At 71.7% G+C, this 23,367-nt stretch carries 20 protein-coding genes; 8 read left to right on the plus strand and 12 right to left on the minus strand.

The window, feature by feature from the left end; genetic code table 11:
* Positions 1–2: 2 nt before the first annotated feature.
* Together ACQPZP_RS17550 and ACQPZP_RS17555 are read right to left on the minus strand one after the other, a co-directional pair.
* Positions 3–1,940, minus strand: coding sequence for an acetyl/propionyl/methylcrotonyl-CoA carboxylase subunit alpha (locus ACQPZP_RS17550; RefSeq protein WP_433478673.1), 1,938 nt, complete (start codon positions 1,938–1,940; stop codon positions 3–5).
* 8 nt (positions 1,941–1,948) lie between these two features.
* Positions 1,949–3,562: a carboxyl transferase domain-containing protein gene (locus tag ACQPZP_RS17555; protein ID WP_433478674.1), complete on the minus strand. Its 1,614-nt coding sequence runs from the start codon at positions 3,560–3,562 to the stop codon at positions 1,949–1,951.
* Between the two features lie 78 nt (positions 3,563–3,640).
* Here ACQPZP_RS17555 and ACQPZP_RS17560 point away from each other — a divergent pair, with 78 nt between their 5' ends.
* Positions 3,641–4,249 (plus strand): SACE_7040 family transcriptional regulator, encoded by a 609-nt coding sequence (locus ACQPZP_RS17560; protein WP_433478675.1) that lies wholly within the window; start codon positions 3,641–3,643, stop codon positions 4,247–4,249.
* On the opposite strand, the gene ACQPZP_RS17565 is transcribed toward ACQPZP_RS17560, so the two are convergent.
* Both ACQPZP_RS17565 and ACQPZP_RS17570 read right to left on the minus strand, forming a co-directional pair.
* Positions 4,246–5,601: an extracellular solute-binding protein gene (locus ACQPZP_RS17565; RefSeq protein ID WP_433478676.1), complete on the minus strand. Its 1,356-nt coding sequence runs from the start codon at positions 5,599–5,601 to the stop codon at positions 4,246–4,248. The genes ACQPZP_RS17560 and ACQPZP_RS17565 overlap by 4 nt on opposite strands.
* Positions 5,598–7,742, minus strand: coding sequence for a hypothetical protein (locus tag ACQPZP_RS17570; RefSeq protein ID WP_433478677.1), 2,145 nt, complete (start codon positions 7,740–7,742; stop codon positions 5,598–5,600). Before ACQPZP_RS17570 ends, ACQPZP_RS17565 begins: the two co-directional genes overlap by 4 nt.
* Before the next feature lie 225 nt (positions 7,743–7,967).
* Between ACQPZP_RS17570 and ACQPZP_RS17575 the strand changes: the two genes are divergently transcribed.
* Positions 7,968–9,515, plus strand: coding sequence for an AMP-binding protein (locus ACQPZP_RS17575; protein ID WP_433478678.1), 1,548 nt, complete (start codon positions 7,968–7,970; stop codon positions 9,513–9,515).
* A gap of 77 nt (positions 9,516–9,592) precedes the next feature.
* Entirely contained in the window at positions 9,593–10,954 is a 1,362-nt protein-coding gene (locus ACQPZP_RS17580) for a chromosome segregation ATPase (protein WP_433478679.1), read from the plus strand.
* 172 nt (positions 10,955–11,126) lie between these two features.
* Here the strand turns inward: ACQPZP_RS17580 and ACQPZP_RS17585 are convergent, their stop codons facing one another.
* The 4 genes from ACQPZP_RS17585 to ACQPZP_RS17600 all read right to left on the minus strand — a co-directional run bounded on the left by ACQPZP_RS17585 (position 11,127) and on the right by ACQPZP_RS17600 (position 15,157).
* Complete coding sequence (locus ACQPZP_RS17585; RefSeq protein ID WP_433478680.1) at positions 11,127–11,870, minus strand: adenosylcobinamide amidohydrolase; 744 nt, start codon at positions 11,868–11,870, stop codon at positions 11,127–11,129.
* Positions 11,867–12,637, minus strand: a complete 771-nt coding sequence (locus ACQPZP_RS17590) for an ABC transporter ATP-binding protein (RefSeq protein ID WP_433478681.1) — start codon at positions 12,635–12,637, stop codon at positions 11,867–11,869. The genes ACQPZP_RS17585 and ACQPZP_RS17590 overlap by 4 nt, the downstream gene beginning before the upstream one ends.
* A complete protein-coding gene (locus tag ACQPZP_RS17595) occupies positions 12,634–13,647 on the minus strand; it encodes a FecCD family ABC transporter permease (protein ID WP_433478682.1) in 1,014 nt (337 codons plus the stop codon). The genes ACQPZP_RS17590 and ACQPZP_RS17595 overlap by 4 nt, the downstream gene beginning before the upstream one ends.
* 589 nt (positions 13,648–14,236) lie before the next feature.
* On the minus strand, positions 14,237–15,157 hold the full coding sequence (locus ACQPZP_RS17600) for an ABC transporter substrate-binding protein (RefSeq protein ID WP_433478683.1): 921 nt from the start codon (positions 15,155–15,157) through the stop codon (positions 14,237–14,239).
* Positions 15,158–15,431: 274 nt separating this feature from the next.
* On the opposite strand from ACQPZP_RS17600, the gene ACQPZP_RS17605 reads away from it, so the two are divergent.
* Positions 15,432–16,058, plus strand: coding sequence for a TetR/AcrR family transcriptional regulator (locus tag ACQPZP_RS17605; protein ID WP_433478684.1), 627 nt, complete (start codon positions 15,432–15,434; stop codon positions 16,056–16,058).
* Positions 16,055–16,441 (plus strand): VOC family protein, encoded by a 387-nt coding sequence (locus ACQPZP_RS17610; protein ID WP_433478685.1) that lies wholly within the window; start codon positions 16,055–16,057, stop codon positions 16,439–16,441. Before ACQPZP_RS17605 ends, ACQPZP_RS17610 begins: the two co-directional genes overlap by 4 nt.
* 234 nt (positions 16,442–16,675) lie before the next feature.
* Here ACQPZP_RS17610 and ACQPZP_RS17615 read toward each other — a convergent pair whose 3' ends face one another.
* The 3 genes from ACQPZP_RS17615 to ACQPZP_RS17625 form a co-directional block, all read right to left on the minus strand.
* Positions 16,676–17,008 (minus strand): hypothetical protein, encoded by a 333-nt coding sequence (locus ACQPZP_RS17615; protein ID WP_433478686.1) that lies wholly within the window; start codon positions 17,006–17,008, stop codon positions 16,676–16,678.
* 160 nt (positions 17,009–17,168) lie between these two features.
* Positions 17,169–18,452 carry a VOC family protein gene (locus tag ACQPZP_RS17620; protein ID WP_433478687.1) on the minus strand — a complete coding sequence of 428 codons (1,284 nt, stop codon included), beginning with the start codon at positions 18,450–18,452 and terminating at the stop codon, positions 17,169–17,171.
* Positions 18,445–19,017, minus strand: coding sequence for an RNA polymerase sigma factor (locus tag ACQPZP_RS17625; RefSeq protein WP_433478688.1), 573 nt, complete (start codon positions 19,015–19,017; stop codon positions 18,445–18,447). The genes ACQPZP_RS17620 and ACQPZP_RS17625 overlap by 8 nt, the downstream gene beginning before the upstream one ends.
* An 84-nt stretch (positions 19,018–19,101) precedes the next feature.
* Here ACQPZP_RS17625 and ACQPZP_RS17630 point away from each other — a divergent pair, with 84 nt between their 5' ends.
* Positions 19,102–19,884 carry an alpha/beta hydrolase gene (locus tag ACQPZP_RS17630; protein ID WP_433478689.1) on the plus strand — a complete coding sequence of 261 codons (783 nt, stop codon included), beginning with the start codon at positions 19,102–19,104 and terminating at the stop codon, positions 19,882–19,884.
* Between the two features lie 121 nt (positions 19,885–20,005).
* A complete protein-coding gene (locus ACQPZP_RS17635; RefSeq protein ID WP_433478690.1) occupies positions 20,006–20,917 on the plus strand; it encodes a hypothetical protein in 912 nt (303 codons plus the stop codon).
* A gap of 30 nt (positions 20,918–20,947) precedes the next feature.
* On the opposite strand, the gene ACQPZP_RS17640 is transcribed toward ACQPZP_RS17635, so the two are convergent.
* Entirely contained in the window at positions 20,948–21,304 is a 357-nt protein-coding gene (locus tag ACQPZP_RS17640; RefSeq protein WP_433478691.1) for an MmcQ/YjbR family DNA-binding protein, read from the minus strand.
* Positions 21,305–21,635: 331 nt separating this feature from the next.
* On the opposite strand from ACQPZP_RS17640, the gene ACQPZP_RS17645 reads away from it, so the two are divergent.
* Positions 21,636–23,042 (plus strand): RNA-guided endonuclease InsQ/TnpB family protein, encoded by a 1,407-nt coding sequence (locus ACQPZP_RS17645; RefSeq protein WP_433478692.1) that lies wholly within the window; start codon positions 21,636–21,638, stop codon positions 23,040–23,042.
* Positions 23,043–23,367: the final 325 nt, after the last annotated feature.

The following is a 23,367-nucleotide window of genomic DNA, read 5'->3' on the forward strand; positions in this document are numbered from 1 at the left end:
CGTCATGCCTCCTCGATCACGGCCAGCACCGCGTCGAGCGCGACCTGCGCGCCCGCGCGGACCGGCAGCTTCGCCACGACGCCGGCGAGCGGCGCGGTGACGGTGTGCTCCATCTTCATCGCCTCGACCACCACCAGCGGCTGCCCGGCGTCGACGCGGTCGCCCTCGGCGGCCTTGACGGCGAGGACCGTCCCCGGCATCGGGCTGCGCAGCACGCCGTCGCCCGCGGCGGCCGCGTCGGCGCCGCCCTCGGCCCGGACGTGCTCGCTCAGCGCCCAGGCGTGCCCGTCACGTCCGAGCCACAGCGTGTGCCCGTCCCGGGCGGTCTCGAACGACGTCGTCCTTCCACCGTAGGTCAGCGTGAACGGCCTGCTCAGCGAGGCGGCGACAGGTGGAGCGTCGCCGATCGCGACGCGGGCGGACGCGGCCCGTCCCTGGACGCGGACCTCCACCGGCTCGCCGCCGGAGGGCGTGATGATCCACGGTGTCCAGGCGTGCGCGCCGGGACGCCAGCCGTCCGGGACGTCCCACGGGTCGTCGCCGGATTCCAGCGTGAGCATCCGCTCCAGCGCGGCGGCGGCGAACACCTCCGGCGGCACGGACGTGCCCGCGACCAGGTCGTCCAGGGCGCGTTCGACCAGCCCGGTGTCGAGATCGCCCGACACGACGGAGGGGTGCCGCAGCAGCGCGCGCAGGAAGGCGACATTCGTCGGGACGCCCAGCAGCGTGTACGAGGCGAGCGCGCGGTCGAGGCGGCGCAGGGCCTCGGCGCGGTCGGTGCCGTGGACGATCACCTTGGCCAGCATCGGGTCGTAGGACCCGCCGACCTCCGTCCCCGTGTCCAGCCCGGAGTCGACACGCGCCGCCTCGGGCTCGGTCAGCGCCAGCACGCGCCCGCCGGTTGGCAGGAAGCCGCGCGCCGGATCCTCGGCGTAGACGCGGGCCTCGATGGAGTGGCCCTCCAGCCGGACGTCGTCCCGCCCGAACGGCAGCGGCTCGCCCGAGGCCACCCGGAGTTGGAGTTCGACCAAGTCGAGTCCGGTGACCAGCTCGGTGACCGGGTGCTCGACCTGGAGCCGGGTGTTCATCTCCATGAAGAAGAACTCGTCCGGGCGGTCGGCGGAGACGATGTACTCGACGGTTCCCGCGCCCACGTACCCGACGGCCTGCGCGGCGGCGACGGCCGCGGCGCCCATCCGCTCCCGGGACGCCGCGTCCAGCAGCGGGGACGGCGCCTCCTCGATGATCTTCTGGTGCCGGCGCTGCAGGCTGCACTCGCGTTCGCCCAGGTGGACGGCGTTGCCGTGCGCGTCGGCGAAGACCTGGATCTCGATGTGCCGGGGGTTCTCCACGAACCGCTCGGCGAGCAGCGTGTCGTCGCCGAACGAGCCGCGCGCCTCGCGGCGGGCGGACGCGATGGCCTCCGGCAGGTCCGCCGCGTCCCGGACGAGCCGCATGCCCTTCCCGCCGCCGCCCGCGGACGGCTTGAGCAGCACCGGCAGCCCGACCTCCAGTGCGGCGGCCTTCAGTTCGGCATCCGACAGGCCCGGTTCGTCCCTTCCCGGCACGACGGGGACACCGGCCGCGGCGACGGTCCGCTTGGCGCGGATCTTGTCGCCCATCGCGTCGATCGCCTCGGCCGGCGGGCCGATGAACACCAGCCCCGCCTCGCCGCACGCCCGCGCGAACGCGGTGTTCTCGGCCAGGAAGCCGTATCCGGGGTGGACGGCCGACGCCCCGGCCGTCCGGGCGGCCGCGATGACGGCCTCGATGTCCAGATAGGACGGGATCCGGAGGGCCTCGTCGGCCTCCCGCACATGGCGTGCCCCCGCGTCGGCGTCGGTGTGGACCGCCACCGACCGGATGCCGAGCCGCCGCAGCGTGCGGAAGACACGGACGGCGATCTCCCCGCGGTTGGCGACCAGGACGCTGTCGAACATCAACACCCTCACATCCGGAAGACGCCGTAGCCGACCGGCTCCAGCGGTGCGTTGGCCGCGACCGACAGCCCGAGCCCCAGCACGCGCCGGGTGTCGAGCGGGTCGATCACTCCGTCGTCCCACAGCCGCGCCGTGGAGTAGTACGGGTTGCCCTGCGCCTCGTACTGCTCGCGGATCGGCGCCTTGAACCCTTCCTCGTCCTCCGCGGGCCATTCCTCGCCGCGGGCCTCCAGCTGGTCGCGGCGGACGGTCGCGAGGACGCTCGCCGCCTGCTCCCCGCCCATGACGGAGATGCGGGCGTTCGGCCACATCCACAGGAAGCGCGGCGAGTAGGCCCGGCCGCACATCGCGTAGTTGCCGGCGCCGAACGACCCGCCGATGACGACGGTGAACTTCGGGACGCGGGCGCACGCGACGGCGGTGACCATCTTTGCGCCGTGCTTGGCGATGCCGCCCGCCTCGTACTCGCGTCCGACCATGAACCCGGTGATGTTCTGCAGGAATACCAGCGGGACGCTGCGCCGGTCGCACAGCTCGATGAAATGCGCGCCCTTCTGCGCCGACTCGCCGAACAGGATGCCGTTGTTGGCGACGATCCCGACAGGGTGCCCGTGAATACGGGCGAAGCCGGTGACGAGTGTGGCGCCGTACTCCTTCTTGAACTCCTGGAAACGGCTGCCGTCCACGATCCGGGCGATGACCTCGCGCACGTCGTAGGGGGTGCGCGAGTCCGGCGGGACGATGCCGTACAGCTCGGACGGATCGACCGCCGGCTCCTCGGGGGAGGCGACATCCCACGGCCGTTCCTGACGTGGTCCGAACGTCGAGACGATGTCGCGGACGATCCGGAGCGCGTGCGCGTCGTCCTCGGCGAGATGGTCGGTGACGCCGGACGTGCGGGAGTGCAACTCCCCGCCGCCCAGCTCCTCGGCCGTGACGACCTCGCCGGTGGCGGCCTTCACCAGCGGCGGACCGCCGAGGAAGATCGTGCCCTGGCCCTTGACGATGACGGCCTCGTCGCTCATCGCGGGGACGTACGCGCCGCCCGCCGTGCACGAGCCCATCACCGCCGCGATCTGCGGGATGCCCCGGCCCGACATCGTCGCCTGGTTGTAGAAGATGCGGCCGAAGTGCTCGCGGTCGGGGAACACCTCGTCCTGCCGGGGCAGGAACGCGCCCCCGGAGTCCACCAGGTAGACGCAGGGGAGCCGGTTGTGCAGCGCCACCTCCTGGGCGCGCAGGTGCTTCTTCACCGTGACCGGGTAGTACGTCCCGCCCTTGACGGTGGCGTCGTTGGCGACGACGACGCATTCGCGGCCGGAGACCCGCCCCACGCCGGTGATGATCCCGGCGCCCGGCGCCTCGTCCTCGTACATGCCGTTCGCGGCCAGCGGCGACAGCTCCAGGAAGGGCGAGCCGGGGTCCAGGAGCGTGTCGACCCGGTCGCGGGGGAGCAGCTTGCCGCGTGCGACGTGCCGCTCGCGGGCCCGCTCCGGACCGCCGCGCCCCGCCCGGTCGACGTGGTCGCGCAGTTCCGCCACGAGCGCCTCGTTGTGCGCGGCGCTCGTCTTGAACGCCTCGTCCGCGACGTCGGCGCGGGAGCCGATCTCGGGTCCGCTCATGACCCCCCTTCCCGGTTAACGCTCATTAACAATGCCGATGTTAACGGTCGTTAACAACTCTAGTCTAGACTGGCCGGCATGACCTCCCCACCGGCCGAGGCGCTCGGCGGCCCCGAGCCGCCGGAAGGCCCGCCCAACCCGCGCCGGGCCGAGATCCTCGGCGCCGCCGCCGAGCTCTTCGCGCGCCGCGGCTACCACGGGGCGTCCATCGGCGACCTCGGCCGGGCCGTCGGGCTCACCGGGCCCGCCCTCTACCGGCACTTCAGCGGCAAGGAGGCCGTGCTCGCCGAGATGCTCCTCGATATCAGCGAGCGGCTGCTCGCCGAGGGGGTCCGCCGCGCCGCCGGCCCCGATCCCGGAGGTGCCCTGGACGCGCTGCTGCGCTGGCACATCGCGTTCGCCCTCGACAACCCGGCGCTGATCACCGTGCACGAGCGGGAACTGGACAACGTGCCCGAGCCGCAGCGGCACCGCGTCCGCCGGCTTCAGCGCGCCTACGTCGAGGAGTGGGTCGGCGTCCTGCACCGCCTCAGCCCCGGCCTGCCCGCCGACCGGGCGCGCGCCGCCGTCCACGCCTGCTTCGGCCTGCTCAACTCCACCCCGCGCAGCGCCGCCGGGCTCGACCGCGACGCGATGGGCGACCTGCTGCACGCCATGGCCCGCGCGGCGCTCGCGGGCGCCCGCTAGCAGGACGCCGTACGCCCGTCAAGGGAGCGCTCGACGGCCCTGGCGAACGACGCGGCGTCCGTCCCGGCCCCGTCGAAGATCTTCTGCACGCAGCCGCGGAACGTGCTGGTGAACGTGGTGTAGTGCGGCGTCACCGGACGCGGCTCCGCCCGGCCCAGCGCCGTCAGCACGGCATGACCGAGTTGCGTGAGCTGGGCCTCGTCGGGCACGTCGGTCTCGCCGGGCCCGAGCGGCTGCCCGGTGAGGGACGAGCACGTCCGCACCTTCACTCCGGCGGGGGAGCCGTGTCCGGGGGAGAGGCCGAGAGCCGAGTAGCGCCCGGGCGCGAAACCGCCGCACGCGAACAGGAGGCGCTGGCTGTTCGTCCCGCTGAGGTACGCCACGAGGTCGGCGGCGGCGTCCGGATTGGGGGAGTTCTTCGAGACGGCGAGGTTCTGCCCGCCGAGGACGGTGTGCCCGGGCAGCGCGGTCACGCCGAACCGCAGCCGTGTGCCGTCCCGCATCCGTGGCTCGGACGCGAGCGCGGAGAACGCGTACGGCCAGTTGCGCATGAGCTTCGTCCCCGACGCGAACGCCTCGATGCTCTCCAGCTCTTCGTACTGGCGGGACGCGGCCAGCGACCCGTGCGCACGCGCGGCGAGCCGGGCGAGCGCCGGGTACACCCTGGTGCGCAGATCGTCCTCGCTCGGGCGGTTCTCGCCGGTGAGCCGTCCGGAGCCGCCGTCGTTCCACACGGCCTCCAGCGCGTTCACCGTCAGGCCCTCGTAGTCGGCGAGCTGGGTCGCGACATCCGAGGAGAGCAGCCCAGGCCAGACGGTCGGCGGCGTCACGCCCTCCCGGTAGTAGAGGAGCCCGACGTCCACGTTGAACGGGACGGCGTACAACTCGCCGTCCCGCTTCCCGGTCCGCAGCGCCGCGGGGAAGAAGTCGTCCAGGTTCTCGATGCCGTCGAGCGGACGCAGGTAGCCGCTGTCGGCGAACTGGGCCGTCCACGTGTTGTCCATGATCAGGACGTCGTAGGCGCAGCCGCCCGACTCCTCGACCGCCTTGATCTGGCTGTGCTGCAGGTCGGTGGACTCCGACACCTCCACGAGCGTCGCGTGCGGATGCGGGCGGCCGCCGGGATACCGGCCCTCGTTCCACTGCCGGATCAGGGCGCGGCGCTGGTTCTTCAGGCTGACGTCCGTGCCGCCGGCGACGAACAGCTCCGAGCGGTCGCAACCGGCCTTCATCGCCGGATACGACCCGCCCGGCCACAGCGACACCACCAGGCCCGCGGCCAGTACAAGAGCGGCCCCTGCCGCGGCGCTGACCCACGCCCGCCGCCCGCTCGGCGGAAACCGCGGGCTCATCGCAGCTCCGACAGCAGTTCGGCGGCCTGCTCGACCTCGGGCGCCTCGGTCAGCGGCACGCAACCCCCGCCGTTCCGCGGGCCGAGCGCGTCCACGATCTGCCGGACGGGCGATGACCCGCACGTCGCCGGGCCCGTCAGTACCACCGTCAGCCGCAGTTCCGGATGCCGCTTGCGGAACTCGCCCGACAACCACTCCGCGCGGGAGCCGATCTGCGGGTTGGTCGACGGGACCTGCCCGTCGGTGACGAAGATGAGGTTCTGCTTGCCGGACCCCAGGTCGGCCGCGGCGATCGCGTCACTGAGCGCCTGGTCGGCCCCGCCGGACGCGACGGCCTGCAAGCGGCTCGTGACCGAGGCCTTCTGGTCCGGCGACGCCGCGTCCTGGGGAACGTTCCCGAACGTGTCCGTACCGCTCGGCGACGCCGTCGACGACGTCACCTGCAGACCCACGCGGTCGTTGCTCTGCAACTGCGACACCAGGCTCCGCAGGAACGACGTCCCGCGCACGAGCCGGGAGCCGCCGCGCGCCTGGGCCGCACTGCCCATCGACCCGGAGACGTCCAGCATCATCGACACCGAGATCCTCGGGCGGGCCGCACCGATCCGGTCGAGCGTCTTCTGCACGCCCTCCGGCGGCTTCAACCCGACGGCGCTCGGCATCACGCGGTTGCCGACGACCCCCTGGAGCCGGGACAGGTAGTAGTGGCCGGTGTCGCCCTCGTGCGCGGGCGGGACGACGCCGCGGTCGTCCCGGAAACCCTGCGACGTCAGCGGATTGCGCTGCAGCCAGCGGCGGAACTCGCGGACCGCCGCGTCCCGCTCCCGGGTGTCCTGCCCGCGCCACCGCACCTGGACGAACGGATGGTCGAGCGTCGGCAGGTCGGTCGCGTAGTACGGATGCAGGCGCCACTTCGCGTACGGGGCCGCGTCGGGGTCGACGGCGCCGCAGCGGTCGCCGAGCGGGCGCCCCATGTCGTAGTCGTGCAGCACCTGCTCGGGGACGGCGACGGCGATGTCGTCCGGCGGCTCGGACTCCTGCGCGGCGGCCTGCTGGCGGAACCGGCACAGCAGCGACACCGCGTCCGGCGCCACCAGGTCGGCGGGCTCGGCGAACCGCTCGTCCTTCCGGTCGTCACCCGGCATCGCGTCGTACAGCGCGGGCGTCACCGCCAGCGCCGCCGACGACGTCTCGGGCACCGGACGGGCGACCGCGCGCAGCCGCACCCCCGCGTCCGCGATCCGCTTCAGCAGCGCCGCCGTGTTCGTCGCGATCGGCGCCGCGATCGGGTCGGCGACCGACTCATGGGCCTTCGTGAACAGGGCCAGCACCAGCGGCGACGCCCCGAGCGACCCGCGCGGCCGGAAGACCGGGTCACCCTTGGCCGCCGAGCCGCCCGCACCGGTTCCCGCGGCGTTCACCGTGCCGTCCGCGGGACCGCCTCCCGCGCCCCCTCCGGCTCCGGTCTGGCCGGAGCCCTTCGGGACGAAGTCGTACTCCGCCGTCGACGACGGGATCCAGATGTCGGGCTGCGGGCCGAACAGCTGCTGGTCGTCGGCGTGCCCCGCGTCGGCCGCCTCGCTGCGCCGCCACAGCAGCCGGAAGCCGTCGTACAGCGGGACGGGCCCCGCTTCGGGGACGACGGTCACGGTGTAATTGCGGCAACCGCGGTCCTCGCTGTCGTCGGCGAACACCGCCGCCGCGGCGCGCAGCGGCGTGAGCGTCTCGGGTGCGGCAAGTACGCGCAGGTCGAGCGGCTGCCCGCACCCGCTCGCCTGTTCGCGCAGCCGGTAGACGCCGGCGCCCGCGAGCAGGATCAGCGCCATCACCGCAGCTCCCGCGAACCCCCACGCGAGCGCCGCCCCGCCCCACTTCAGCGTCTTCGAAACGCGCTCAAGGACGGCGTGCCCCGCGTCCGGATAGAACGCGAACAGGCCGGCCGTCACCGCGCCGATGACCAGCAGCGTGACCACCGCGTTCAGCCAGAAGACGCCGTGGATCAACGTCACTCCGATGCTGACGATCACGGTGGAGCACAGATCGAGGAGCATGACCTGGAGCAGCCGGAGGAGCCAGCCCGGTAAGGCGTCCCGGCGTTCCGGAGCCCGTGACCGGTCGCCGTCGCCGTGCGGTCCCGTCATCCACGCCCCATCGCCGCGTAGGTCTCGACTCTGCTCGGCCCCCGGAAGTGAGATCTCATGATACGTAGCGGGCCGGTCGCGGTCAGAGAATTTCTTGACCGGGGCCGGTCGCCCTTCCCGCCCCGCGGGCATCGCGGACCGTTCGCAATCTTGACGGAGACGCCGGCGGATGGGTCAGATGGACGGGGGTCACCCGGCCATCCGACCCGGACAGAGGAGAGCCGCATGGGCGTCGAGGGTGTCGGTTTCTACGAGATCGCACAGAACGACCCGGACCGTCCCGCCGTGCTGGCTCCCGGCGAACCGATGTCCTACGGCGAACTGCACGCCGAGGTGAACCGCCTGTCGAACGCGCTCTCCGGCCTCGGGCTGCGCCCCGGCGACGCACTGGCGACCGTGCTCGGCAACCGGCCCGAGTTCCTCACCGTTCTCCTGGCCGTGGTCCAGTCGGGGCTCTACCTGGTCCCGGTCAGCCGGCACCTCACCGCGCCGGAGATCGGCTACATCCTCGCCGACAGCGGCGCCAAGGCGGTCATCACGGAGAGCGCGTTCGCCGACGTGGTGTCAGGCGCGGCCGACGAGGCGGGCATCCCGGCCGAAGGCCGCGTCAGCGTCGACCCCGCCGAGGGATACAGGTCGATGGCCGCGCTGTGCGCGTCGGGCAGCGCGGATCCGCCCGGCAAGCGGCTGATGGGCTCGATCATGCTCTACACGTCCGGCACGACGGGAAGGCCGAAGGGCGTCCGGCGGCCGCTGATCGACATCACGCCCGAGGTGCTGATCGACGTCATGCGGCAGACGCTGATGCGGTGCCTGGGGCTCGCCCCCGGCGACGAGGTGCACCTCGCCATCGGGCCGCTCTACCACTCCGCGCCCTGCGTCCACGCGATGATGGCGCTGAACCTCGGCCACGCCGTCGTCGTCGCCCCGCATTTCCGGCCGGAGCACACCCTGGAGCTGGTCCAGCGGCACGGCGTGACCAACTCGTTCATGGTCCCTACGATGTTCCACCGGATGCTGGCCCTGCCGGACGACGTCCGCGCCCGGTACGACCTGTCGTCGCTGCGGCAGGTCTACCACAGCGCCGCGCCCATCCCCGTGGAGACGAAACAGCGGATGATGGACTGGTGGGGGCCCGTCCTCTACGAGTACTACGGCTCCACCGAGAGCGGCCCGGTCGTGGTCGCCGCCCCGCACGAGTGGCTCGCCCACCCCGGGACGGTCGGGCGCGCCGTCGACGGAGTCCAGATCAAGATCCTGGACCCGGAGGGCGCCGAGCTGCCGCCCGGGGAGACCGGCCTCATCTATGCGAGCGGGCAGCCCGGATTCGAGTACCACGACGACCCGGAGAAGACCGCCGCCGCCATGCGCGGCGACTTCTACACGCCCGGCGACCTCGGCCACCTCGACGCGGACGGCTGGCTCTACATGAGCGACCGCCGCACCGACCTCATCATCTCCGGCGGCGTGAACATCTACCCCGCCGAGATCGAGTCCGTCCTGCTGCAGCATCCGGCGGTCGGCGACGTCGTCGTCATCGGCGTCCCCGACGAGGACTGGGGCCAGAGCGTCGTCGCGCTCGTCGAACCGGCCGAGGACGCCGAACCGGGCGACGGTCTCGCCGCCGAACTGCTCGCGCACTGCGCGCCGCGGCTGGCGAAGCTGAAGCACCCGCGCCGCCTGGAGTTCCGCGCGTCGCTGCCGCGCACCCCGTCCGGCAAACTCAGCCGCCACCGCGTGCGAGAGACCTACCTGCGGGAACGCGCCGGCTGAGCCCGCTGGGGCGGACGGGTCGCAAGTCGTTGCCGGGAACGTCGAACGCTTCCGGGTGTCCCTGCGTACAACGGCACATGAAAGACCTGAAGGTCGCCCCGATCGACAACGTCGCCCCGACCCCCGCCCCGACGAAGACCGACCTTCCCGTCATCACCGACCCGGCCGCCTACGCCGAGGGGGACCCGGCGCCCCGCGCCGATCACGCGGACGTCTCGCGGGCGTCCGCGGACGCGGCGGCGCTGCTCAAGGCCGCGTCGGACGCCGCCACGTCGGCCGCCGCACCGGCCGGAGAGAAGCCGTCCGGCGGCGCGGGGGACACGCCGGCCGGCGAAGACGACCGCGCCGGGATCGCACGCCTCGGTGACCCGGTCGCGGTCTGGCCGTGCGCCGGCTGCGGACGGCCCGTGCCGCAGCCGGTGCGCGGCGCCCGCACCGTCCGGTACTGCCAGGACGGCGACGGGACGTGCGAGCAGGCCGCGCGCGAGAGCCGGGAGCGGGGCCTCGACTCCCCGGGCCTCACCGGCCAGGTCGCCTGGACGTGGGAGATGGTCGACCGGCTGGAGGGCCTCGCGGACCGGCTCGCCGGGTCGCTGATGTCCGAGCTGAGCGTCGCCGGCGTCGAACGGCGGGTCGCCGACGCCCGGGCCGAGGCCGCCGGGCACATCGCGATCGCGCAGCGGGAACGGGACGCGTCCCAGCGGCAGGCGGAGCTCGCGTGGCGGGAGACGTCCACCGCCCGGGCCCGCGCCGAGGCCGCGGAGCAGGAGGCCGCGTCCGCCCGCGCCGAGGCCAAGCGGCTCGCCGCCGAGCGGGACGCCGCCCGGCAGGAATGCCAGGAGGCCAGGGACAAGGCCGACGGCGACGGCGCCGCCCGCCTCGCCGCCGAACGCGACCGCGACCGCATGGCGACGCGGGAGGGCGAGCTGCTCGCCTCCCTGGAGAGCGCCCGCTCGGAACTGGTCACCCTGCACGGGCGGCTGTCGGAGGCCGAGACCCTCGTCGAGGGGCAGCGCGTCGAGACCGCCGCCGCCACGCGCGCCGCCGACGACCTGCGCTCCGCCGTCCGGGACGCCGAGGCCAAACGGGGGCAGGCCGTCGCCGACCGCGACCAGATCCAGGCGCGCGCCAGGGAGCTCGAACAGCACAACTGGCAGCTGACCCGCACCGCCGAGGAGCTGCGGGCCGCGGTGGGGGCGCTCACCGCCGAGCGGGACGCCGCCCGCGCCGAGGCCGATCGCGCCCGCCGCCGCGTCGACGCGCTCACCTCGCTGGTCGACGGGCGTCCGGATCCCGGTCCGCGCCCGGCCGTCGACCGGGAACCGCCGACCGGGCTGCACTCCCTGCCACCGATGAACGGCTCCCTGCTGGACGGCGGCGACCCGCTCGCCACAGACCCCCTTCGCCGCAACGGACATCGCCTTCCCCACGCCGGCTGACCGTCATGCCGGACGATCGACGCACAGGTAGGAGGTGAGGCGCAACCCCACACTGCACTGGCCCTGAATCCGGCCGCCGTACCGCACCGGGGTGGTACGGCGGCCGGCGCATTCCCGGGGCCTTTCGTCCGGACACCGCGAACCCCGGCCCGCGCCCTGGGGTCGGCAGGGCTCAGCGGAGGCGGGACTTCAGGTGTCCGGCGTAGTCGACGGCGCCGGCGTGGACGGCGGCGTGCACGGCGCGGGCGAGCCTTGAGCCCCAGGTCGAGCGGGGGCCGGCGAAGATCTCCTGTGTCCCGCCGGTGGTGGCCACAACGCAGATCGCGTCGGACGCGGTGCCGGTGCACGGGAATCCGGCTTCGAGCAACGCCTGGGTCTTGGCCTCCGTGGCGGTGACGACCGCGTTCACCAGCGCCGCGTCACTCATCGGCACGGGGACCGCGACCACGATATTGACGGTCCCAGGCGTCCACGCGGCCGGCCCCGTCCCATCGAGGCCGGGCGGGCCCGTTGCGCTGCGGTCGGCCGGGGCCGTCACGTCGAGGTCCAGCGGGACCAGTTCCGGGTCGGGGGTCCCGGCCGGTGAGGCCGCCCAGGTCGGGACGCGCAACCCGACCGTCGCCGACACGGCCACGCCCTCGTCCTCCCGCCGCATCGTGCGGGCCACCGACGCGGCCGTGAGCATCCCGGCGCCCGGGCCGTCCAGCCCGTACGACGCCGCCAGCCCGGCCAGGTGCGCGACCGGATCGGTGCGCGAATACGTGCCGGCGACCTGCGCGTTCAGCACCCACCGGGCCGGGCCGATACCGCCGCCCAGCATCGCCGAGGAGATCATCCGGTGACCGTCGCCGGCCCGCCACACCGTCGAGGCGAGATGCTTCCCGTCCTCCTCACGCCACACCGTCTCCAGGTTCAAGGACGCTCCAGCGACAGGATCGGCCGGCCGCCGGGGCCGGGGGTGATGCGCACGCGCGCGTCGAAATGCTCCTCCACCGTCTCACGGGTGAGGACCCGCTCCGGCGGGCCCGCCGCGGCGACCCGTCCGCCCGAGATGAGGACCAGGCCGTCGGCGTACTGCCCGGCCAGCGTCAGGTCGTGGATGGTGGTCACCACGGTCAGCTCGTCGGACAGCCGCAGCTGGTCGATGAGTTCCAGCACCTGCTGCTGGTGGCCGATGTCCAGCGCGGTCGTCGGCTCGTCCAGCAGGAGCACCGAGGTCTGCTGGGCGAGGGCGCGGGCCAGCACCACCCGCTGCCGCTCGCCACCGGAAAGGTGGTCCAGCGGTCGGGCGGCGAAGGCGGTCAGGTCCAGGCGGTCGAGAACCTCTTCGGTGATGGTCCGGTCGCGTGCGCCCTCGCGGCCCAGATGCGGAATGTAAGGGGAGCGCCCGAGCAGCGTGTAGTCGAACACCGTCATGCCCACCGGAAGGTTCGGGCTCTGCGGGGCGTACGCGACAAGCCGGGCACGCTGTCGCGGTTTGAGCGTCCGCAGGTCCGCGTCCGCGACGGCGATCTCACCGTGGGACGCCACCAGGCCCAGGACCGCGCGCAGCAGCGTCGACTTCCCCGCGCCGTTCGGGCCGATGATCGCCGTCCACGACCCGGCCGGAACGTCCAGCGACACCCCTTTCAGCACCTGCCGCCCGCCCAGTGCGACGTCCAGGCCGCGCACCGCGACCGTCACGCGTCCACCTGCCTGCGGGACGCGCGCAGCACCACGACGAAGAACGGCCCGCCGACGAACGCCGTCACCACCCCGAGCGGAAGCTCCCCGGGCCTGACCACCGTCCGCGCCACGAGGTCCGCGACCTCCAGGAACGCGGCCCCGCCGAGCAGCGAGAGCGGCAGCACGATCCGGTACGAGCCGCCGGCCAGCCGCCGCACGACATGCGGGACGACGATGCCGACGAACGCGATCAGCCCGCTCACCGCGACCGCGGACGCCGTCGCCAGCGAGGCCGCCAGCAGCACCGTCAGCCGCACCCGCGACGCCGACAGGCCGAGGGACGCCGCCTCCTCGTCGCCGACGCTCAGCACGTCCAGCAGCCTTCCGTGCGCGAGCAGCACGATCGTGGAGATGAGCGCGTACGGGGCGACCAGCCCCAGCTGATGCCAGTCGGCCGACCCGACGCCGCCGAGGATCCAGGAGAAGATCCGCTGCAGCTCCTGCGCCTTCATCTGCTGGATGAACGTCTGCACGGCCGCGAGGAACGACGAGACCGCGACTCCCGCCAGCACCAGCGTCGCCGTCCCGTTCGCGCGTCCCGCCGCGACGCTGCCCAGCAGGTAGGCCAGGAACACCCCGCCGATCGCGCCCGCGAACGCGGCGAGCGGGACACTGTACTCGGGGTCGCCCGGCACCAGCACGATCACCAGCGTCGCCCCGACTCCGGCTCCCGCCGCCGCGCCCAGCAGGTACGGATCGGCGAGCGGGTTGCGGAACACCCCCTGATACCCGGCGCCCGCGACGGCGAGCAGCCCGCCGACCAGCGCCGCCATCAGCGCCCTCGGCACCCTGAGCTGGAACAGGACGTTCTCGTCGATCACACCGAAGCCGGAGTCGACATGCACGAACGGGATCCTGTCGGCCAGCGCCTTCAGCACCCCCGCGACGGGCAGCCCGGCCGACCCGACCAGCACACCGGCGAGCAGGGTCACCACCAGCAACCCGGCCGCCACCGTCAGCGGAAGCACCCGCAACCTGGCCTGAGACCGCACACCCACCCGCCGCGACCCCGCACCTCGAGACAACGGCGTGCCGCCCCGGCCCCGCAGAAGACCCCACACGAGCCGCACCCTCGCGACAGGCGGGTCGGTGCGCCCGACCGACGGGACGATGCCTTCAGCCGACGCCGCGGCGCCCTCGGCCGGTGCGGCGCCCTCGGCCGGTGCGGCGCCCTCGGGCGACGGTGCGTTGCCCCCGGCCGGCGGTGCGATGCCCACGGCAGATGGCGCGGCGTCATCGGGTGGTGTGGTGAGCTCGGCTGGTGGTGTTGCGTTCTTGCTGGGTGGTCTTGCGGCCTCAGGCTGAGGCGACTCGGTGCGTTGAGGCGCTGTCGTCCCTTCGGACGATGGCGTCGTGGCTGCGACCTGCGGGGTGGTGGGCCCCGAGTGCGCCGGGAGGACCTCGGGCCGCGGCGGGTCGCCTTCAGGGAGCGGTGAGACGTCCTCCGGAGGGGTGGGGTCGTCCGGAGGCGTCCCGGCCGCGTTGTGCGGTTCGGCCGGGACTTCTCCGGGACGTGGGCGGCGCCTGCTCACGAGCGGGCGTCCTCGGCGGCAGCGGTCATTGAACCTTCTGGACCGCGTTGCCGATCGTCTTGACGAACTCGGGCAGGCGGGGACCCCAGCGGGACGCGATGTCGTCGTCGAGCTCGACCACACCGTTGTGCTTGACCGCCTCCAGGTCGGACCAGCCGGGGCGCTTGGCGAGGGCGGCGGCGTTCTGCCCGCAGCACTTGGTGTCGGCCAGGAAGATGAGGTCGGGGTCCTGCTTGAGGAGGTATTCGCGGGACAGTTGCGGGTACCCGCCGGACGCCTTGTCCGCCTTGTCGGCGATGTTCTGGAGGCCGAACAACCCGTACACCTGGCCCAGGAAGGTCTTGGACGTCACCGAGTGGAGCTGATCGTCGAGCTCGTGGTAGTAGGTGAGGCCCTTGGCCTTGGACGATGCGGCGACCGTCTTCTGGATGGCGGCCTGCATGTCGCCGGTCAGCTTCTTCGCCTCATCGCTGTGGCCGGTCGCCTGCCCGAGGTCGTTGATCTCGTCGTAGGCGTCGTCCAACTTCGCCGCCGCCGGCTCCAGCAGGACGGGCACCTTCACCTTCTCCAGCGCCTTGACGATGCCGTCCATGTCGTCGGACAGGACGACGAGGTCGGGCTTGTAGGCGATGATCGCCTCGGCGTGCGGCTTGAAGCCCGACAGCTTCGTCCGCGGTGCGTTGGACGGCTGGTTGGAGTAGCTGTCCACGGCCACGACCTGGGATCCGGCGCCGATGGCGAACAGCGTCTCGGTGTGGGTGGGGGACAGGGACACGATCCGCTTGGGCTCGGCAGGGACGGTCACCGGGCCATTGGCGGCCTGGACGGTGACCGACTTGCCGCTGGACGTGTCGTTACCGGACTTGCCGTCGTCGCCTCCGCATGCGGCGGCGAACGTCATGACGCCGATCGCCATCACCACGCCGAGGGTGCGTACGGGTCTCACTGGAGCCTCCTGGTTGCAGGGAAGCCGCGGCCCGCTCAGGACGGATCGCCCTTCCACGAGGTCGACGGTCGTCGGCACGCGAGGAGGCGACCTGGCTCGGCCACTTCGAGAGGGACACCACAGTTGCGGGACAGCGCCGGATTCACACCGGACTTCGCTCCTGGCGCGCAGCACCGCAACGGTATCAGCCACCGAATGCGGATCTGTCCCAATGTCGGAGTGAGTTCTCACTCCGACATTGACGGAGTGAGAACTCACTCCGTACTCTGGCGGCATGGAGCCGAAGAAGCGCCGCCGGGCCCCTGGGATGAGCCCGGCGGAGCGCCGCGAGATGATCGTCCGGACCGCTCTGCCGCTGGTCGCCGAGCATGGGACGGCCGTCACCACGGGCCAGATCGCCCGCGCCGCCGGTATCGGTGAGGCGACGATCTTCCGCGTGTTCGCCGACAAGGACGAACTGCTGGACGCGTGCGTCGCCGAGGCGCTGCAGACCGACCACGTCCTGGCGGAGATCGCGGCCGTGCCGCTCGACCAGCCCCTGCCCGACCGGCTCGCGGAGGCCGCCGCCGCGATCGACGCCTACCTCGCCCGGATCGGCATGGTCATCGGCGCGCTCCATGCCACCGGCCGGCGCGGACGCGACCCGCGCGGCGGTGAGGGCGGTGAGCCCGGCCCCGACCGCGAAACCGCGATGGACCGCACCCGTGACGCCCTCGCCGAACTGTTCGAGCCCGAACGGGAGCAACTGCGTCTGCCCGTGAAACAGATCGCGAGCCTGTTCATGGGACTGGTGTTCACCCGCTCCCGTCCCCCCGCGGGGCCCGACTCGCAGATCCCGGCCATGGACGACTACCTGGACGTCTTCCTGCACGGCGCCCTCAAGGAAGGAACCACGGAATGACGATCACCTTGAATCATGCGATCGTGACGGCCGCCGACAACGACGAGGCCGCACGCTTCTTCGCCGGCGTCATGGGCCTGCCGTACACCGGCCCGCACCCGCACGCGCGCCACTTCGTCCCGATTCGTGTGAATCCGGCGCTCACCCTCGACTTCATGACCGTCGCGTATCCGCAGGGCCACCATCTGGCCTTCGACGTGGACGCCATCACCTTCGACGCGATCGTGGACCGCCTCGGCGCCCGCGAGATCCCCTACGGCGATGACCCCGCCCACGCCGACAACGGCCGCGTCGACGAGGATCACCCGCTCGGCGGCCGCGGCATCTACTTCTCCGACCCCAGCGGCAACCTCTACGAGCTCATCTCCCCACACCCAGCCTGACCCCGCGCGGCCGACAGCCTTGTGCCGAAGGTCGTAGGGAGGCTTGTGGTGACGTGGTGGGAGTGGTTGTGCGCTGTGGGGGAGTGTGAGCCGTGGAGCGGGGCCTGTCGCCCGGCGGGCTGGGCTCCGAGAGGGCTGGGCTTTGAATCGGCGTTATGTCGCTCCCTAATTGGGGGTGCTTCCGCGCCGTCCGGTAATGAGGCAGATCACGCTGGGGGGTTGCGGTTTGCGTGGTCAGGTGGGGTCCGGGGCGCCGTCTCGTGGTGCGTACTTCTGTGCCAGGTCCCGGTCGTTCGCTGCCCATCTGCGATGGCGGGCCGCCGACTGCAGGTGCAGCTCCGCTTCTTCGGGATGCGCGGCGGCCATGCCCTCCAGCAGCAACGCGGCGCGGTCATGGGCCTGCGCCGAGGAGACCATCGCCTGACGTGCGTACTCCTCGGCCTCCCGCCTGTGGTCCGCAGCCGTCGTACCGCGCTCGGGCCCGTCGGGCAGGTCGGCGACGCGGCGTTCGGCGGCCTGCCGCGTCCCGCGCGCCTTCATTCGAAGCGTGCGGTTTTCGCTGCCCATACCAGCCAGCCTGACGCCCGAGCCCGCCGATCAACCAGCCCACCAGACACGTCGACTATCTACCCAATGGGCCGTCAGTTCAGCCCCACCCAAGGGGCAAGGAGCTGTTCACGATCGGGTGGGCTGGGCACAGGGAACGGTGTTGGGGGCACCGTGGCGGTCAGAGTTGGCCCAGGTAGAAGCGGCCTCCTTGGTCGTCGGTGCAGTCGGCGGTTAGGCCGTAGGGTCGCTGGGCGGGGTCGCTTGCCGTGCCGCCGGCTTCGCGGACGCGGGTGACGGCGGTTTCGATGTCGTCGACCGAGTACATCGGGACGACGACGGGCCGGTCGGTGCCGCCGTACATGCCGGTCATGGGCCGCACTTCGGTGCCGCCGAGCTTGACACTCCAGCCGCCGGGCGTGCGGCCCGGGATGAACTCCCAGCCGAGCACGGCGCCATAGAAGGCACGGGCGTGGGCGATGTCGGGGACGCCGATGGTGAGGTAGGAGATCTCGCCATGGTGAGTAGTGCGTCCGGCGGCCTCCGCGAGCCTGCTCTCCAGTGGGCTGGTCCCCTCCGGGGGCTGGTAGATCGAGAAGCTCATCCCTTGGTCGTCGGTGCATTCGGCGCTCAGGCCGAACGGTTCCTCGGTCGGTTCCCGGGCCTCACCACCGGAATCGTGAATCCGCCGGATCGTCTCGTGGACGTCCTCGACGGCGAAGGCCAGGAAGGTGGTGCGGTGCTCTTGGCCGCCGAAGATACCGATGTGCTGTTCGGGCAGTCCTTCGACATGGCGGCCGGCCGCAGCGCCTCCGGGAACCGAATGCCAGCCGAGGACGGTGCCGTAGAACGTGGCGGCGCGTTCGACGTCAGGGACCCAGACGGACGCGTATCCGACGTCGCCCTGCCGTAGCGGCGGATGGACGGTCGCGGGGGGGCTTGAGATGATCCAGCGGTGGCCGAACGGGTCGGTGACGACGCCATTGCGGCCGTAGGGCTGGTCGGCCACGGGACGGTCAGGGGCGGCGCCCAGTTCGACGGCGCGGGAGAAGACGATGTCCACGTTGGGGACGCTCAGGTAGAGGGACTGGCTGGGGCCGCCGCGAGCCTTCGGGCCGAGCAGCCCCTCTTCGGGCCACTCGTCGGCGAGCATCAGAACGGAGTCGCCGATGGTCAGCTCCGCGTGGCCGACCCGTCCGTCCTCCATCATGAAGGGCTCGCCGTGGAGTTCGGCACCGAACGCCTCGGCGTACCAGCGCAGGGCATGCTGCCCGTCGTCGACGCAGAGGCGCGGGGTCAGGGTGCGCACCGGGGCCTGCTGCCTGTGGACGGTGGTCGTTGTCATGCGGTCTCCCGTAGGTTGCAGCAGCGCGCGCCGCAGGCGTTCCCGCAGGCGTGCCGCGAAGGCCGGGTCGGGATCGGCGGGGACTGCCGGCATACGGAGAGCCTCCAGCGGATCAGTCATCGTGGCCCTCCTTCCTGTCACGGTGTCCGGGGATCCGTTTCCCTGGTGAGCAGTGGTCTGTGTAGGCGTTCCGGAAGGCCGCCCTGGCCCGTGTCAGCAGTGCCTCGGTGGCCTGGAGCGTGCGGCCGAGGTGCTCGGCCACCTGGAGGACCGGGAGCCCGTCGAGGTAGCGGAGCGTCAGGGCGGCCCGATGGTGGGGCCCCAGCATGCCGAGGACCTCCCGGGCCAGGAGTGCGTCCAGGCGTTCGTCCCATGGATCTTCGGCGGTCTCCAGGACGCCCCCGTCCAGGGCCTGGAGCCCGCGTTGCTCCCGCGCCACCCGCCGCCAGTGGTCGGCCAGCTTGTGTCTGGCTACTCCGACCAGCCATGCGACGGACAGTGCCGGGGGCGGCTCCTTGCGCACCGCCTCCACCGCGGCCAGGAACGTCTCTGCCGTGAGGTCCTCGGCCAGCGCGCGCCGGCCGCACCGGGGCAGCAGGTAGCCATAGACCTCGGGCAGGGCCGTGTCGTAGAGATCGAGCAGGGCCGGCCCCGGGTCGGGCTGGAGTTGTCCCGGGTGGTTCATACCCCTCCATCGCTCGGCGGGCCGCTTCTCCGACGGGCGGAGGGCAAGAAATTTCGGCGAGTCGGCCGAGGCCGATGCACGATCATGGAGGACGTGGTGATGCCCGAACCTCTGACGCTCTACACCGGCGACGGCGTGCGAATCGACGCAGGTCACCTGCCGGGCGATGGCGACATGTGCTTCATCCTGGCGCATGGGTTCACGTGCTCGTGGCGCCAGCCCGTGCTTCGCCGGATCGCGCGCGGCCTCAATCGGCATGGCGGTGTGATCGGGATCGACTTTCGCGGTCACGGGAGGTCCGGCGGGCATTCCACGGTAGGTGACCGGGAGGTGGCCGACGTCGATGCCGCGGTCGCGGCGGCTCGGCGAAGAGGATATTCACGGATCGTTTTGACGGGGTTCTCGATGGGCGGGGCCATCGTCGTCCGACACGCGGCGTTGCAGGGCGGGGTCGACGCAGTGGTCTCGGTGAGCGCGCCTGCCCGCTGGTACTACCGCGGGACGGTGCCGATGCGGCGCGTGCACTGGGTGATCGAACGGCGTTTAGGCCGGATGGTGGTCCGGCTGGCACGCGGAACCCGAATCGCGTCCAAGGGATGGGATCCGGTGCCCGAGGCTCCTTACGAGGTGGTGGGACGGATCGCGCCGGTACCGCTGCTGGTGGTCCACGGAGATGCGGACCCGTTCTTTCCTCTGGAGCACGGCCACCAGCTCTATGAGGCGGCGTCACATCCGAAGGAGTTGTGGGTGGAACCGGCGTTCGGTCACGCGGAAGTGGCCGCAACACCGGACTTGGTCAAGCGTATCGGCGCCTGGGCGATGAGCGCGGTTTCCGCGACGTCCGACCCGGTGACGCCTCGGGACTGAGCGCCCGGTCAGACGGCCCGCCCTATCTAACGGCGCGGGCTCTGACCTCGGGATATTCGAAGTTATCCACATTTTCGCTGCCTTCCCCGCGTGGCGTGCGGGCCGGGCATCATCGGTTCACATGGACGGATTCAGCCTCACCTGGAAGCGAACGGCCGCCGACTCGATCGTCCCGGTCGGGCCCGGCGCCTACTTCGTCCCCGTCAAGGGCGCCTCGCTCACGGCACGCGCCGCCGCGCTGAGCAGCCTCCTCCCAGAGGAAGTCGTCATCGCACGCCGTACAGCCGCATGGATATGGGGCTTGGATGTATTACCTCCGGGAGTGAACGAAGTCGACTGGGACGTCGAACTCATCACTCCCCAAAAGTCCGATCCCTCTGCCGGTCCATCTCCGGTCACCGCGGACAGCGTGGAACTGCCCGCCGACCACGTCGTGGAGGAAACCGATGTACGTGTCACGTCCCTGGCTCGCACCGCACTGGACTGCGCCCGCTGGACTCCTCGCTATGAGGCGGTCGCCGCTCTGGACCAATTCCTCCGGCGGGGAGTCGGCATCGACGAACTCACCACGATGGCCCGGACGCTACCGGGATACCGGGGCAACAAACGGCTGCGTCAGGTCGTCCGCCTCGCCGATCGCGGCGCGGCCTCCCCCGGCGAAAGCTGGACTCGCGTCGCCCTCGTGGATGCCGGTTTCCCGCGCCCCGAGACTCAGGTGCCCGTCATGGGGCCGCGAGGTCAATGGCTGTATGTCGACCTCGGCTACCGGGAATTCCGTGTCGGCCTCGAATACGACGGAGAACGCCACCACACCGGCCCCGAGGCCCAAACGCATGACGCACGCCGCCGGCACTGGCTCACCAAGGAAATGGGGTGGGAGGTCATCCCTGTGACCAAGAACTTCTTATCCCGTCCTGCGCCTTACCTGGAAGCCCTCCTGACAGCGCTGCTTCAACGCGGCTGGAATCCTGAAGACGCAACCATGGAGTACATCGCAGCCCGCCTGGCGCGGCTTCGACGCCGGCCTGGCTGAAAGCCGTCGGCGCCAGCGCCGCGGGGAAGGCTACTCACTGTCGAGGAGGTTCACCAAGCGTTTCGGTGCGATGAGACGGTAACTGTCCTCGATGAGTTCTGCCATCTCCTCCCAATCCTGATCTACGTCGAGCCGTGCGCCGACCCAACCCTTGACGCCAACGTACTTCGGCACGAAGAAGCGGTCCGGGGCCTCGGCCACAAGGGCGTCCTGGACGCCGGGCCCGGCCTTGAAAGTCAGGGAGAGTCCGTCTTCGGAGGTCATTACGAACAGCTTGTCTCGAACCCGAAAAGAAGGGGCCGTGTGCCCGCCGAACGGTTTCTCCGTCGCCTCGGGCAACGACAGACAGATCTCCCGTACCCGTGCTGCTACGTCAAGGTCGCTCACTTCGATGTCCTTCCCTGTAACTGGCTCGCCGCCACCTGTGATCGCCCCGGCGGGATCTCTGGTCGCTCTGGGTGCGGTCGGTCTGATGGTGAGGTCAGCTTGGGGGTGCGGTCAGTTTGGGGGCGCAGCGGTCTGTCTGAGGCCTGTGGTCGATTGGCGGACAACTCCGTTTGGCGGCTAACGATAGTGCCGCATCTGCAACGTTTACCCTGTTTTGAGTGAGGCGGTCATGTGGTTTGCGGTGTCGATGTGAGCTGATGGGCTGCAAAGTGTCGTAGCTGCGTGGTGTAGTCGCCTGGTGCCTCGCTGTCACGATCGAGACGCTCCGTGGGTGGTCCACCGGACTGCTCGCATCGGGCTGCGCACCACGCCGGGACAGCGGCGCCGCTGCTTCGGTTTGCTGGCGTCGGCGGGGGATGTGTGGGCGTGCGTGCTGGACCTGGCGCGGTGGCGGTGCCAGGACGGCCTGCCCCCGCTGGCCGGCTACCAGGAGCTGTGCCGGGAGCTGGCCAAGGCGGGGCCGGGTACGTTTGGGGAGTTGGACACTGCCGGGGCGCGGTCGGTGCTGCGCCGCTATTTCGATGCCTGGTTGGCTACCGCCCGGCGCCGCCGCGGCGGTGACGCTTCGGCCCGCTACCCGCGCCACAAGCGGCGGCTGATGCCGGTGCGGTACTACTACGGCACCTTCACGCTGGACGGGCGGCGGCTGCGGCTGCCGGTCGCGCGCGGGTGCCCGCCGCTGTGGGTGCGGCTGGACCGCGACCCGCCCTACCCGGGCGAGCAGATCCGCTCGGTCACGCTGCTGAATGAGGGCGGCAGGCTGCTGGTGGAGGTGACCGCCGAGGTCACCGTTGCGACCCACCCCGATGGGCGGGGGCCCGATCCGGGACGGGTGGCCGGGGTCGATCCCGGCATCATCCACCCCTACGCGGTGGCCGGGCCTGAGGGTCGGGGGCTGCTGGTGTCGGGGCGGGCGATCCGCGCCGAGACCCACTTGCACCTGCGCGACACCCAACACGGCCGGCGCAAGGCGGCGCGGCAGGCGCCGAAACCCGGGCAAGTGGGGTCGCGGCGGTGGAAGCAGCACCGGCGGCGGCAGCGCGAGGCCGAGGGCAGGCACAAGCGGCGGGTGAAACAGGCCCAGCATGAGGCCGCCGGCATGGTCGTCGACTGGTGCCTGCGGCATCGGGTCGGCACGGTCAAGATCGGCGACCCGCGCGGTGTCCTGGCCTTGAAGGCTGGGCGCAGGCACAACCGGCGGGTCCGGGCCTGGCGGATCGGGCACCTGATCCGCTGCCTGCAGGACAAGGCCGAACAGGCGGGGATCACCACGGTACTGGTGGACGAGCGGGGCTCGTCCTCCACCTGCCCCGCCTGCCGTCGGCGCGTCCCCAAACCGCGGGGGCGCGGGTTCTGTTGCCCGCATTGCGGGTTCGCTGGGCATCGTGACCTGGTCGGCGGTGCCAACATCGCCCTCAGAACGGCTGAGGGCGGACCCATCCCGGCCGGCGAACGTGCCTCGTTTCCGGTCGAGATCACGCACCGTCGCGCCGGCGCCCATCTCCCAGGGGTGTCCTCGGCGCGGCGTGACCCCAGACGCCGCCCCCATCACGGCGACGCACAAGGGTCACCCGGCCGGCCGCGGCCCGCCCCGCCGGAAGCGGGAACGTCGCTCGCCCCCCACCAAGGCGAGGATCAGCCAACTCCACCCCCACGCAACGGGGCAAACCTTGACTGACACGGCACTAGCCGGTCTGTACGACAATGGCGACGGCTACTCGACGAGGGAGGAGTAAGGGACGCAGAACTCGTTGCTTTCCGGGTCGGCGAGAACGTCTCACGGAACGTCGGCTGCCTGGCCGATATCGACTCGACGATCGCCTAGGCCGATGGTGCGCTGGACTTCGGCGTCTTGGTCATCCGGGCAAGGTCGATGTGCAGGCGGTTCTTTGCTGTCTTCGCGCCCTCGTCACGAACGAAGCACAAGGCGGGGTAGGCGTGCGGGGCAGCGCCGACGATGGCCTCGTCGTCGACGCGATAAAGGGGAACAGGGGCCGTCGTAG

Source organism: Spirillospora sp. CA-142024, assembly GCF_050942325.1.
GTDB lineage: Bacteria > Actinomycetota > Actinomycetes > Streptosporangiales > Streptosporangiaceae > Spirillospora.